The sequence below is a fragment of the Sphingobacterium phlebotomi genome, from assembly GCF_008180195.1.
GTDB classification, from domain to species: domain Bacteria; phylum Bacteroidota; class Bacteroidia; order Sphingobacteriales; family Sphingobacteriaceae; genus Sphingobacterium; species Sphingobacterium phlebotomi.
In genome coordinates this window covers 19672-34075 of sequence record NZ_VTAV01000004.1, presented here as the reverse complement: position 1 = coordinate 34075, position 14404 = coordinate 19672, and the positions used below count along the sequence as shown (strand labels likewise).

Annotated in this window: 8 protein-coding genes; all 8 read left to right on the top strand. The window is 43.3% G+C overall.

The genetic code is table 11. The annotated features are described in order from the left end of the window. The first annotated feature begins 14 nt into the window (after positions 1 to 14). The 8 genes from FXV77_RS08165 to FXV77_RS08130 all read left to right on the top strand — a co-directional run bounded on the left by FXV77_RS08165 (position 15) and on the right by FXV77_RS08130 (position 14390). Positions 15 to 779, top strand: coding sequence for an ImuA family protein (locus FXV77_RS08165; RefSeq protein WP_222867746.1), 765 nt, complete (start codon positions 15 to 17; stop codon positions 777 to 779). Further along, positions 779 to 2284 carry a Y-family DNA polymerase gene (locus FXV77_RS08160; protein ID WP_317132142.1) on the top strand — a complete coding sequence of 502 codons (1506 nt, stop codon included), beginning with the start codon at positions 779 to 781 and terminating at the stop codon, positions 2282 to 2284. The genes FXV77_RS08165 and FXV77_RS08160 overlap by 1 nt, the downstream gene beginning before the upstream one ends. 8 nt (positions 2285 to 2292) lie before the next feature. Further along, complete coding sequence (locus FXV77_RS08155) at positions 2293 to 5433, top strand: error-prone DNA polymerase (protein WP_148918735.1); 3141 nt, start codon at positions 2293 to 2295, stop codon at positions 5431 to 5433. Positions 5434 to 5611: 178 nt separating this feature from the next. Continuing rightward, on the top strand, positions 5612 to 6217 hold the full coding sequence (locus tag FXV77_RS08150; protein WP_148918734.1) for an RNA polymerase sigma-70 factor: 606 nt from the start codon (positions 5612 to 5614) through the stop codon (positions 6215 to 6217). A gap of 80 nt (positions 6218 to 6297) precedes the next feature. After that, on the top strand, positions 6298 to 7545 hold the full coding sequence (locus FXV77_RS08145) for a FecR family protein (protein ID WP_148918733.1): 1248 nt from the start codon (positions 6298 to 6300) through the stop codon (positions 7543 to 7545). A 171-nt stretch (positions 7546 to 7716) separates the two neighbouring features. After that, positions 7717 to 11220: a SusC/RagA family TonB-linked outer membrane protein gene (locus FXV77_RS08140; RefSeq protein ID WP_187444067.1), complete on the top strand. Its 3504-nt coding sequence runs from the start codon at positions 7717 to 7719 to the stop codon at positions 11218 to 11220. A 19-nt stretch (positions 11221 to 11239) separates the two neighbouring features. Next, positions 11240 to 13162 carry a RagB/SusD family nutrient uptake outer membrane protein gene (locus FXV77_RS08135; protein ID WP_148918731.1) on the top strand — a complete coding sequence of 641 codons (1923 nt, stop codon included), beginning with the start codon at positions 11240 to 11242 and terminating at the stop codon, positions 13160 to 13162. 31 nt (positions 13163 to 13193) lie between these two features. Then, positions 13194 to 14390, top strand: coding sequence for a DUF5000 domain-containing lipoprotein (locus FXV77_RS08130; protein WP_187444066.1), 1197 nt, complete (start codon positions 13194 to 13196; stop codon positions 14388 to 14390). Positions 14391 to 14404 lie beyond the last annotated feature (14 nt).

Sequence of the window (14404 nt, the reverse complement as noted above, 5' to 3'; positions counted from 1 at the left end):
TATTAGTATTATATTTGTCTTGGAGAAAGGAGATAGCGATGCGCACATCTGTCGAAAAATCGATGTTAATAGCTGATTTGCAACAACAGATATTGCAATGGCAAGGCTTTAAACAAATTGATAAAAAGGACTATAAAGTAGGTTTAGGAGCGTTAGAAAACGCTTTTCCGGGTCATGTTTTTCCTTTAGGTACCCTGCACGAGTTTATAAGTGAAAACAAGGAAGAAGAAGCTGCATCAAGTGGTTTCATAGGCAGATTGTTGTCTTTTTTGATGCAGAGGGGTGGTGTATGCTTATGGATAAACAATTCCGATCAATTGTTTGCACCCTCCATCAAATCGTTTGGTATAGATCCGGACCGTATCATCTTTGTGCAGATGAAAAAGCAAAAGGATATTCTTTGGGCATTAGAGGAAGGGCTAAAATGCGAGGGAATACGTGTGGTTATTGCAGAAGTACAAGATATTGATTTTGTGCAATCCAGACGATTACAACTTGCCGTAGAGAGAAGTAAGGTTACAGGTTTTGTATTACGGTTACAGCCTCGATTTTTCGGTGCAACAACTTGTGCGGCACGCTGGCATATCCGTCCTTTGCCAAGCTATGTGCAAGGGAATATACCTGGTGTGGGTTTTCCCGAATGGGAAGTGGAACTCTTAAAAGTCAGAAATGGAAACCCTAGCCGATGGCAAGTGGGATGGAGACAAAACCAATTGCAAGCTAAGCGGCTTGCCCTAACCTCTGATCACGTATATCAGGATAAGAGAAAGGTGGGGTAATGATGGCAAAACGATACGCTGTATTATGGTTCCCTTTTTTATTGACAGATTGGTATACGAAACATAACCCCTCATTGGCCGATATACCCTTCGTTTTTGCTATGCTCGTGCGAGGGAGAATGTGTGTTTCGGCGGTCAACCCGTTGGCAGCTCAACTTGGCGTTGTGCCAAACATGGTCGTGGCCGATGCTCGCGCAGCTATTCCAAGACTAGAGGTATTACCAGATAAACCGTTACGAAAAGAGAAGCTATTGCAAGGTATCGGGTTGTGGTGTATGCGATACACGCCCATAGTAAGTGTAGATACAGGAGATTTCTTAATTTTAGATATAACAGGCTGTGCCCATCTATGGGGAGGCGAGAAAGTCTATCTCCAAGAAATACATCGGCAAATAAGGCAAAAAGCGTATGAAGTTCGGATAGGTATAGCATCGACTATAGGAGCTGCTTGGGCAATAGCTCGATATGGACAACAGGATACTATTATTCCAGACAATGCCCAAGATCAAGTCCTATCGACGATGCCAATAGCTTGTTTACGTTTAGAATCCAATCTTCTGGAGCGATTGAAAAAGTTAGGATTTAGGACGGTAGCTAGCGTTACACAGATACCATCACAAGTATTGAAAAGGCGTTTTGGAGAAGATTTAACGAAACGTATGGCGCAAGCCTTGGGAAAGGAAGAAGAATATATTGCCCCATTGAAACCTGTCATCCCTTATGCTGAACGGGTTCCTTGCCTAGAACCCATCAAGACGGCAAAAGGTATTGAAATAGCGATAGAAAAGCTATTGGTTATGCTGTGTAAACGCTTGATGAACGAAGGGAAGGGACTGCGTAAAGCAAAATTATCTTGCTATCGTGTGGACGGAAAAGTAAGATATATAGAGATTGGAACAAACCGTGCCTCTGCACACGCAAAACATCTCTTGGGTTTATTTAAGCAAAAAATACCCACCATAGCACCCGGTTTGGGAATTGAAATTTTTGTATTAGAAGCTCTTAAAGTAGAGGATGCGATACCCGTCCAAGAATTGTTATGGAATGGAGAAGAAAGTCTAGACAATGATGCATTGGCTGAATTGCTGGACAGGTTTAAGGGAAGAGATGCTGCATGCTGTATCAATCGGTTTTTGCCAGATGAACACTATTGGCCAGAACGTTCTATTAGGCTAGCTATTTCCTTGACGGAGAAACGAACTACAGCATGGCGTACAGACCGTCCTCGTCCGACAAGATTGCTGAATCCACCTCATCCTATTGAAGTAAGTGCGCCTATTCCGGATTATCCTCCGATGTTATTCCGTTACAAAGGAGAGGTGCATCTTATTAAAAAAGCAGATGGCCCGGAGCGAATAGAACGCGAGTGGTGGATCGAGCAAGGAGAGCACCGTGATTATTACTATGTAGAGGATAATCAGGGAAGAAGGTATTGGTTATTTCGTTTAGGGCATTATCAGGGAGATCGTTCTCCCAATTGGTATTTGCATGGATTTTTTGCGTAGGAGGGATAATGAGATATATCGAGCTACAAGTAACCAGTAATTTTAGTTTTCTCCGAGGTGCATCGCATCCCGAAGAGCTAGTGGAACAAGCAGCTATGTTAGGCTATGAGGCCATCGCTATTACGGATAGAAACAGTTTGGCAGGTGTCGTTCGTGCCCACGTCGCAGCACGAAAACATCGGATTCGTCTGGTGCTGGGCTGTCGATTAGATCTATTGGATGGAGCCAGTTTGCTGGCTTATCCAAAAAGCAAATTAGGTTATGGTAAATTGTGTACCTTGTTGACAACAGGAAACCTGCGGGCAGAGAAGGGAAAATGTCATCTTTATCCAGCGGATGTATACACACATAAAGAAGATTTACTGTTTATCATTGTTCCACCAACCACACTTTCGGATGGTTTTGAATTGGATATTGCTTTTATAGAAAGAGTCACAGCATATGCGGAGCATTTGAAAGGACAAGTATACGTAGGACTATCCCGGACTTATCAAGGCGACGATACCAAACGGCTGTTTCGTCTCTATGATTTAGCCGAACAGCTTCAAATTCCCGTCGTAGCGTTAGGTAATGTACATTACCATATTCCGGAGCGTCGTGAATTGCAGGATATACTGACCTGTGTGCGTGAAAAATGTACCATATATACAGCAGGATTTCGCTTGCATCCCAATGCCGAACGTTATTTAAAACCACAAGAAGAGATGGAACGTTTGTTCGCACCCTATTCGGAGACACTGGAACATACCATCCAAATAGCCGATGCATGTCGTTTTTCGTTAGATGAGTTGGAATATGTCTATCCGGAAGAGCTTACCCACGAGGGACGTACACCACAGGAAGAATTAGAAATATGGGTATGGAAGGGAGCAAAAAAACTTTTTAATGAAGAGGAATTAGAGAAGCATACACCTACCATACAGATGGAGCTAGATTTCATCCGACGAAAAAACTATGCTTCTTATTTCTTGACCGTATATGATTATGTGCGCTTTGCCCGTGAACGTGGTATCTTATGCCAAGGGCGTGGTTCAGCGGCAAATTCTATTGTATGTTACTGTCTGGAAATCACTGCTGTTAATCCTAATGACATAAAGTTGTTGTTTGCTCGGTTTATGTCGGATGCAAGGGATGAACCGCCCGATATTGATGTCGATTTTGAACATGAACGTCGGGAGGAAGTCATCCAGTACATCTATGAAAAATATGGTCGGGATAGGGCAGCTATTGTGGCAACGGTAACCCAAGAACGCGTGAAAGGTGCTTTACGGGATGTGGGAAAGGCGATGGGCTTATCCATGGATGCGCTCAGTAGGTTGTCTAGGACGATTGGTTCGCATTGGGATAGTACGCTGGAGCCTGAAAGATTCGAAGAACATGGTTTTTATATTGAAGATCCGCACTTCCGTAAAATATTGGAATTGGCAGAGCAACTGATTGGGTTTCCACGTCAACTGGGGCAACATACAGGAGGTTTTGTTATCACGCAAGGCAAAATTCACGAACTATGTCCTATTATTCCGGCACGCATGGAAGAACGCACCAATCTGGAGTGGAACAAAGATGATTTAGAGGCGTTAGGATTTCTAAAAGTAGATGTGTTGGGATTGGGCATGCTGACCTGTATCCGCAAGGGGTTTGACCTGATTAAAAAGCATTATGGCGATGAATTAACATTGACGAGTATGGGAACGACTGATGAAAAAGTGTACGATATGATCAGTTTGGCGGATACCTTGGGCGTATTCCAGATCGAAAGCCGTGCACAGATGTCCATGCTCCCCCGTTTGAAACCTAAAATATTTTATGATTTAGTCATCGAAGTGGCGATTGTACGGCCTGGACCTATACAGGGAGATATGGTACATCCGTACTTGCGGAGACGGAATGGGGAAGAAGCGATAGATTATCCGTCAGAAGAAATTAAAGGTATTTTGGAACGAACATTAGGTGTTCCTTTGTTTCAGGAACAGGCGATGGAAATCGCCATTGTAGCAGCAGGGTTTACACCGGCTGAAGCCGATGCGCTGCGACGTAGTATGGCGACCTTTAAATCCAATGGAGAAGTGAGCCGATTTCGTAAAAAGATGGTAGACGGCATGGTAGCAAACAATTATACCGAAGAATTTGCCCATCGCGTATTCCGACAATTGGAAGGTTTCGGTAGTTATGGCTTCCCCGAGAGCCACGCCGCTTCTTTTGCCTTGTTGGTATATGTGTCTAGTTGGATAAAATGTTATCATCCCGATGTATTTGCGGCTGCTTTGTTAAACAGTCAGCCGATGGGTTTTTACCAACCGGCCCAACTCATTATCGATGCACGTAGGCATGGCGTGGAGATACTACCCGTGGATATAAACCATTCTTTGTGGGATAATACATTGGAAGGGGAGTTTAAAATACGCCCACATAAGCTAAGATTGGGCTTTCGGCAAGTTAAAGGGTTGAAAGAAGAAAATATCGAGAAACTGATCCAATGCCGTCATAAGTATTATACACGTGTGGATGAGCTGGCCGACATATTGTCTGTTTTTACTTTGGAAAGGCTCGCGGACGCTGATGCTTTTCGATCTATCGGTTTAGATCGCAGACAAGCATTGTGGGAAGTCGCCGCGATACAGGATAGGCAAGTTGCCCTGTTTAAAGGACAAAATTTAGCAAATCCACAAGAAAAACAAATCTGTTTGCCATTTATGACCGAAAGTGAGCATGTTGTCCAGGATTATGCGACAACAGGACTCTCCATCAAGGCGCACCCGGTATCCTTTTTAAGAAAGAAACTGGATTTGTTGCATGTATTGCCTACCGATAAATTACCACTTGTCAAAAACGGGATGCCGGTTAAGGTATGTGGCCTTATTACTGTACGTCAGCGGCCGGGTACCGCCAAAGGAGTGTTGTTCGTGACAATTGAAGACGAGACAGGTTTTGCCAATCTGGTACTATGGGGCAAAATGTTTGAGAAATACCGTCGGGAGATATTGCAAGCTAAGCTGTTAATGGTGACTGGGAAGATACAGATAGAAGAACGGGTGATTCATGTTGTGGTACAGCGATGTTTCAACCTAAACAGCTGGCTTTTGGAACTCGAAAGCAACTCGGAAGGAACTGCTGAGGGTGTTTTTTATAAAGGAAGAAACTTTAAATAACTCCTCCCGAGAACCGATTCCGTCAAAAGTGATTTCCATGGTTGGCAGTGGAAATTATTTACTATATTTGAACTGAACTTAATATTTTGATAATACCTTTATAATAACGTCTTTATTTGTTTTACATATGTTTGCAACATAAACAGTAAACTCCTGTTTGGTACGGGAACTTATTAAAATGCTGAACTTGAAACTGAATATCCATAACGAGAAAGAGATCTTAAATAAACTTGCTGCAGGGGATCAACGAGCTTTTACGGTAATTTTTGATAGCTATTATCAGCTTCTTGGCGCTTATATCTACAAAATTACGGAATCCAAAGAAGCAGCAGAAGAAATTGTACAAGAGGTGTTCATCAAGATATGGGAAAAAAGGGAAATATTAGGCGAGATTGATAGCTTTAAAGCGTATCTTTTCATCTTATCGAAGAATAAAACAGTGGATTATCTTCGAGCAATAGCAAAAAAACGTGTGCAGCAACTCGCTGTTCTTCAACAAATGAAAGAGGAAAGTTATACGATGGATAGCGTCTCTCCTTTAGAAGAATACAACTTAATTATAGAAAAAGCTGTTTCCAAATTACCCCCGCAACAACAAAAAGTTTACCATCTAAGCCGTTATGAAAAATTGAAATATGAGGAAATTGCTCTCCATATGGGTATCTCCAAAGAAACGGTTAAGAAACATATGAAACTTGCGTTGGCTTTTCTAAAACAACAGGTGAAGATGCAGATCCAAAATATGAATTTGGGCTTGCTATTTGTAGCTTTGATTTATTTCTAAATTTTTTCATTTTCCATTACCCCCTTTTTCCTAATCTATCGTCTTTATATAAATTGTGAAGCTCATTTGCCTAATAAAGAATGGACAAAGAACGGATTAACTATCTATTTGCAAAATATATTGATAAAACAGCAAGCCTGAGTGAAAGGGATGAGCTGATGCAGTATATTTATACGGCTCCAGAGGAGGAGATCGTGTCTTTATTGGAAGAAGCATACCAATTTCCGGATCTTGATGAAGAAATGTTTACGACGGTTCAGAGGACAAAGATGTTAGGCGCTATTCTGCCCGACAATAATCCGGCGTCTTTTGCGCCAGAACCAAAGAAAATGTTCTTTTCAAAACGTATGGTATTGAAGTTCACCACAGTTGCTGCATTACTATTGGTAACGATGACTATTGGTTTCTTATTTTATAAAGATCGGACTAAATCGGTTGATTCAGATTTGGTTCAGCAAACGTTGGGCGAAGACATTTTGCCGGGTGAAAACAAGGCGACATTGAGATTAGCAAATGGGGAGATGATCTCGTTAAATGATATCCCTACAGGAAATGTTGTCGAACAACAGGGGGTTGTGGTTACCAAAACAGAAGATGGACAGTTGTTGTATCAGGTGTATGCTACCGACAACAATGCACAGTCGATGGATGAAGTAGAACGAGCTTATCATACTATAACAACTCCGAAAGGAGGACAGTATCAGGTGTTATTACCTGATGGCACTAAGGTTTGGCTCAATGCTGCATCCTCATTAAAATACCCTCCTGTATTTTCCAAAATAGAAAGGCGAGTGGAATTAACCGGAGAGGGTTATTTTGAGGTGGCTCCAAATACCCTGTCACCTTTTATCGTCCAGACAGAAAATCAATCTGTGACAGTATTGGGCACGCATTTTAATATTAATGCCTATAAAGATACCCGAAATACCAGCACAACACTCTTAGAAGGCAGCGTGATGATCGATTATAGCAGCGGCGAAAAACGGAATTCGCAGATATTGAAGCCTGGACAGCAAGCAGTATTGAATGGACAGCATAGGTTAGCGGTTAAAAAAGTAGATCTGTCAAATGCTGTTGCTTGGAAAAACGGACTTTTTTATTTCGAAAATACACCGGTAGAACAGGTGTTAGCAGAGTTTGCCCGCTGGTATAATTTCGATTTTGAGTTTGAGGATGGTGTACCCGATATCAATTTATGGGGGAGCGTCTATCGAAATGTAAATGCCGCAGAAGCACTGGAAATTCTAGACTATTTTAATCTAAAATATCGATTAATAAAGGACGCTAAACAGAAATCGAAATGGAAAATAGTCGTCTCAAACCTATAAACAATAATAATCAATTAATTTATAAATCTATGGAGAAGTATTATCCGAAAATTCTAGAAGACGACTAACGAATTCAAAAAGTCTCTCATGGGTGTGAGAGACTCTAGAGTAAAAAGCTTACGAATATTATTGCGAACATATTCAGTATTAACTTTTAATATAACAAAATTAATGAAATTAAATTCATTTTCCACAGTTAAATTAAAACTGTGGTTCAACTCCGTATTACAGAAAGTGAACGGTCTCCGTTGTAATGCGTTGCATGTCAGTTTTTTATTTATTTGGGTGGCCGTTATCTTTTCGCCGGCAAATGCCACCGTGCATGCCCAGCAAATAGCGCTGCATGTAAAAAACGCATCATTGGAAGATGTGTTTAAATCCATCATGAAACAAACCGATTATGTTTTTATTTACAATAGCCCGAAGATTAACAAAACCCGAGTCAGTGTAGATATCGAACACAGCATGATTACCCATGTATTAGCGGAATGTTTTAAGGATGTGCCCTTTACGTATAAGGTGGTGAAAAAGAATATACTGGTAAAGGAAAAAGAAGAACCGGTTTTAAAACCGAAAAGCGTCGTTGTTCAACAGCAAGTAAGAGTAAACGGTTTAGTTGTTGACTCGCTGGGATCACCACTTTCCGGAGTCTCTGTAGCCGTGAAAAATAAGAGTAGCGTAGGAACGACAACCGACTTAAACGGGCGTTATGTTTTGGAAGTAAGCAGCGATGCGATCTTGGTTTTCAGTATGGTAGGGTTTGACAGCCAGGAAATTGCCGTGAAAGGTAAATCTGTTGTGGATGTAGCATTGAACTATGCGACCAGTGGTTTGGAAGATGTTGTTGTCGTTGCATTTGGAACGCAGAAGAAGAAAGAGGTAGTCGGTGCAATCACCACGATCAACCCCGGAGAGCTACGGGTTCCCTCCAGCAACCTTTCCACAGCCTTGGCTGGGCGTCTGGCAGGTGTCGTCGCTTATCAGCGAAGCGGTGAACCCGGGGCAGATGACGCTGATTTTTTTATACGGGGTGTAACGACCTTTGGGTACAAACAGAATCCCTTGATCTTGATCGATGGGGTCGAGATGACGAGCCGTGATTTGTCTCGTATGCAGGTAGATGATATCGCGAACTTCTCCATATTGAAGGATGCCGCCGCAACTGCTTTATACGGCGCGCGGGGTGCAAATGGTGTTATATTAATTAATACCAAAGAAGGGGTGGAAGGACGAACATCAATCGCTGTCCGTCTGGAAAACTCCATTTCAGCGCCGACCAGTACGGTTGACTTGGTGGATAACATTACCTATATGCGAATGAATAACGAGGCTGTGCTGACCCGTAACCCCCTTGGTGATGTGCCGTATTCGCCCGCTAAAATTGACAATACGATAGCTGGCGCAAATCCATATGTCTATCCCAATAACGATTGGTTGAATATGTTATTTAAGGATCATACCATGAACAGGAGAGCAAACCTGAACGTGACGGGAGGCGGAAAAAATGCCCGTTACTATATCGCGGCAACTTACAATCATGATAATGGGATCATGAACGTGGATAAACGAAATAACTTTAATAATAATATCAGTTTAAAAAGTTACCAGCTTCGTTCGAATGTCAATGTCAATCTTACTAAATCTACCGAAGTGGGCGTAAGACTCTACGGAACGTTTGATGATTATCTAGGGCCAAAGGAATCCGGTTCCCATTATTATCGGTTGGCGATGCGAACCGATCCGGTTTCTTTTCCCGCCTATTTTCCCGCGAGCGAGCAGTATCAGTATGTCAACCACATTCTTTTTGGTAACTCCACTGATGTCTTAATGGTGAATCCCTATGCACGACTAGTCAGTGGTTACCGGGATTACAGCCGTAGCACGATGTTGGCGCAATTTGAATTGAAACAGGATCTATCGTTTATCACAGAAGGACTCAAGCTACAAGGTATGTTCAATGTATCGCGTTATGCTTATTCCACGACAAGGCGATCATACAATCCTTTTTATTACGACGTGGGTTCCTACGATAGATTCACCGATACGTTTACCTTGACTGATGCGTTGAACCCAAATTCGGGCACCGAATATTTAGATTATTCGCAAAGTATTCCAGATATTACTGCAACAACCTATATTCAAGGCACAGCAACCTACAATCGGACATTTAATAAACATGGCATCAGTGGTTTGCTCGTGTTTTTGATGCAGAACAGATTCCAAAATGAAGGCGTCGTGGATCCGGATATAGATTATACCTTACAAACCTCACTACCAAGTCGAAATTTAGGGCTTTCCGGACGAATGACCTATTCTTTTGATGAACGCTATTTTGCAGAGTTCAACTTTGGCTATAACGGCTCCGAACGATTCCATGCAGACAGACGCTTTGGTTTTTTCCCCTCTGCCGGTTTGGCCTGGCAGGTGTCCAACGAGAAGTTTTGGGAGCCGCTTTCCAAAACCATCACGAACCTGAAATTTCGGGGCAGTTATGGCCTGATCGGTAATGATGCCATAGGCAGTGCCAGTGACCGTTTTTTTTATCTATCGGAAGTTGATCTGAACAATCCGGGACGAGGGACGGTATTCGGACTCGAAAATCTCTATCGAAGAGATGGTGTGTTGGTTAAACGGTATGCCAACGCAGATATCGGCTGGGAGAAATCATACAAAGCCAATATTGGTTTTGATATGGGGCTGTTTCATAATATGAACGTCATCGTCGATTACTGGAAAGAGCGGAGAACCGATATCCTGATGACACGTTCTTCCATCCCAACATCGATGGGGCTGGCAGCAGATGCCATACCTCGGGCCAATGTCGGAAAAGCGGAAGGATCGGGGATTGATTTTTCTGTAGACTATTCCCAAAATATAGGTAGCGATTTTTGGATACAGGGACGAGCTAACTTTACCTATGCATCCAGTAATTTTCTGGCCTATGAAGAACCGGTGTATGATAACGAGCCCTGGAAGTCTCGCGTAGGATACCCCATAAAACAGAAATGGGGGTATATCGCTGAGCGTCTGTTTATTGATGACCAGGAAGTGTATAATTCGCCGAGCCAGGATTTTGGGGAACCGGTAAGAGCAGGAGATATCAAGTACCGCGACGTCAACGGCGATGGACGGATTACCTCATTGGATCAGGTACCGATAGGTTATCCCGAAACACCAGAGATTGTCTACGGATTTGGAACATCTTTAGGGTATAAAAACTTCGACTTTTCCGTATTTTTTCAAGGATTGGCACGTGAATCCTTTTGGTTAGATATTGAATCTACTTCTCCATTTAGAGTTGGCCAAAATGGTGGCGAGCAGCTAAAGACTCATGTTTTGCAGGCCTATGCTGATGATTATTGGTCGGAGGATAATCCCAATCCGTATGCCTTATGGCCACGTCTAAGCACGGGTTTACACCCCAATACCAACCAAACGAGTACCTGGTTTATGCGAAACGGAGCTTTCTTACGTCTCAAAAATGCTGAAATTGGCTATACATTACCACGACGGATTACCGATCGGGTAAAGCTAACCAAGGCCAGGTTTTATTTGAGCGGCACAAACTTATTGGTGTGGAGCGGTTTTAAAATGTGGGATGTGGAAATGGCAGGAGACGGTTTGGGGTATCCCGTGCAGCGGGTAATTAACATGGGTATCCAAATTTCTCTTTAATGTCCAAAAGTATTGAATCATGAAAAAAATCAAACTATATATTATTATACTCTTATTAGGAACGGCCTCTTCCTGTAATTATCTGGATGTGATACCCGATAATATATCGACGGTCGAACATGCATTTGCGTTGCGCAACGAGGCGGAGAAGTACTTGTTTACGTGCTATTCATACCTACCCGATCTGGGGGTTCAGAATTATAACCCCGCATTGTTGAGCGGTGATGAGGTTTGGTTTTTCTATCCATATACGACGGCCTTTTACGGTGCGCCGCCCAATGTGTGGGAAGTAGCGCGTGGGAACCAGACCATAACCGGTCCTTATCTGAATTATTGGGATGGTGCGAATGGTGGAAAAAGTATGTGGCGTGCCATTCGGGACTGCAATATCTTTCTGGAAAATATCCAGCAGGTGCCGGATATGGATGATACGGAAAAAGAAAGATGGATTGGCGAGGTGAAATTTTTAAAGGCTTATTACCATTGGTTTCTGCTTCGTATGTATGGTCCTATTCCCATTACGGACGTTAATCTGCCTATATCGGCTACACCCGAGGAAGCACAGGTTTTTCGGGATCCTGTCGACGATGTATTTAATTATGTTGTCAATCTGCTGGACGAGGCGACGGTTACGCTTCCGATAACCATCGTGGACCAGGTGAATGAGATGGGACGGATCACAAAACCCATTGCCTTGGCGCTGAAAGCCAGAATATTGGTGACGGCTGCCAGCCCCTTGTTTAACGGAAATCCGGATTATGCGAATTTTGTAGATAAAAGAGGCGTGCATCTTTTTAATTCCGTCAATGACCCTGAAAAATGGGAGAAAGCCGCCCAGGCCTGTATCGATGCGATCAATATGATCCACGATAACGGGAATCAGCTGCACTACTTCAATCCGACGGTGAACACCTACAATCTTGGCCCTGAGCTAAAAACACAGATGGACATACGGGCAGCCGTGACGGAAAAATGGAATACCGAAATCATCTGGGGATTGAACAATAGTATGGTCAATTGGATTCAAAGGTATGCGCAGCCTTTTATTGATCCAGCGTCTGTCATGACCAATGGAAGCTCACGGCCTAAAGGGCAATGGGCACCGCCACTGAAGATTGCAGAAATGTTTTATACCAAGAATGGGTTACCCATCGATGAAGACCTCTCTTGGGATTATGCAAACCGATACGAGATGCAAGAAGCCGAAGAGGAGGATAAATACTACATCAAGCCTTATTATACAACGGCAAAGCTGAATTTCTACCGCGAACCCCGTTTCTATGCGGACTTGGGATTCGATGGCGGCGTATGGTGGGGAAACGGAAACTACAATCAGGATGCAGCTTGGCACCTGGAAGGAAAAAGTGGACAGCTTGCCGGTAAAAAACGGGCAGACGAGCACTCTATCACCGGCTATTACGCTAAGAAACTGATTGATTACCGTAGTGTTTTGCAGACGAGCGGTGTTTATTCCGTACAGCAATATCCTTTTCCCGAAATCCGATTATCTGATCTCTACCTGTATTGTTCGGAAGCACTAAACGAAGCGTATGGCCCTACACCAGAAGCCTATCTTTGGATCAATCTGGTTCGTAGACGAGCCGGAATCCCCGATGTAGAAGAATCTTGGACATTGTCCGCTGCAAAAACACCAGGCAAACACTTAACAAAAGAAGGGCTTAGGGAGATTATCCGGCAGGAGCGGCTAATCGAAATGGCATTCGAGGGAACGCGCTATTGGGATCTATTACGCTGGAGAAGGGCAGAAGTAGTACTAAGTCAGCAGATTAAGGGGTGGGATGTTTCGCAGGCTGAAACAGAACCCTATTACCAGCAAGTCTTGCTTTTCAGCCAGTCATTCAGAAAGAAAAACTATTTATGGCCTTTGCGGGAAAGTTCATTGATCATCAATAAAAATCTGGTACAAAACCCCGGTTGGTAGACTTTATATTTAATTAGAAATGATAAAGAATATGAAAATTTTAAAAACACGGCATAAAAACATAGTCTTGTTACTTTGTGGTGTTATTTTTATGCTGTCTTCCTGCGATAAGGTCGAATTACGGGATAACCTGGAGCAAGACGACGTAGCCCCGGGGTCGGTGACCGACGTCTCGTTTGAAGGTCTTCCGGGAGCGGCTAAGATAAACTATTCCTTGCCGGACGATAATGATGTTCTGTATGTGGTTGGAGAGTATAATATTCGAACAGGGGTAGGCTATAATGTAAAATCGTCTTATTACAATAATTCGTTGACCGTAGTCGGTTTTGGGACGACAGACGAGTACACCGTAGACTTGTATGTCGTAGATCGCAGTGGAAACCGTTCGGAAAAGACAACCGTTACCATAACACCGCTGCCATCGCCGGTGCAAACCGCTTTTGAAACGTTGGATTATGTGCAGGGTTTTGGCGGGATCTACCTGACCTTTGAAAATGCGGCGAAAGCAAATCTGGTAACCAATGTCCTGGTCAAAGATGCGCATGGGGAATGGGTGGAGTATGATAAATATTATACGGCTTTACCTTCGGGGGCTTATTCCGTCCGGGGCGTAGATGCAGTGCCTACGACATTTGGCGTGTCTATCTACGACCGTTGGGAAAACCGTTCAGACACCCTGATCAGGGAAATTACACCTATTTATGAGGCGCAATTAGATAAAAGTAAATTTACGACGCTTGCTTTACCGGGCGACGGAGTCAATGCTTGGACACTTTCCGGATTGTGGAATGACGTCACGGCTTCCGGACATGGAATCAGTTCCACGGGATCTTTTCCAGCAAGGTATAATTTCGATATAGGCACGCGATCTAAATTAAGTCGTTTTAAATTCTGGGGTGTATACGATGGTCGGGAATACAGCGCCGGCAATATCCGGGAGTTTGAGCTATGGGGCAGTAACGATCCGGATCCGCAGGGTAGCTTTGATGGTTGGGAATTGATCGGGTTATATACGGTGGCTAAACCGTCGGGTTTGCCTGAAGGGGAGTTGTCTGCAGATGACAGAGCTACCGCTGCTGCGGGAATTGAATTTGAGATATCGCAGGATGTACCGCCCGTCAGATATATACGTATCAATATACTATCTACTTTTGCTTCGCCGCGCAATGCGGCCAATGCACAAGCTTGGATGCGGGAAATTACATTTTGGGGACAGGAACAGCTCTAAGGGATATCATATGG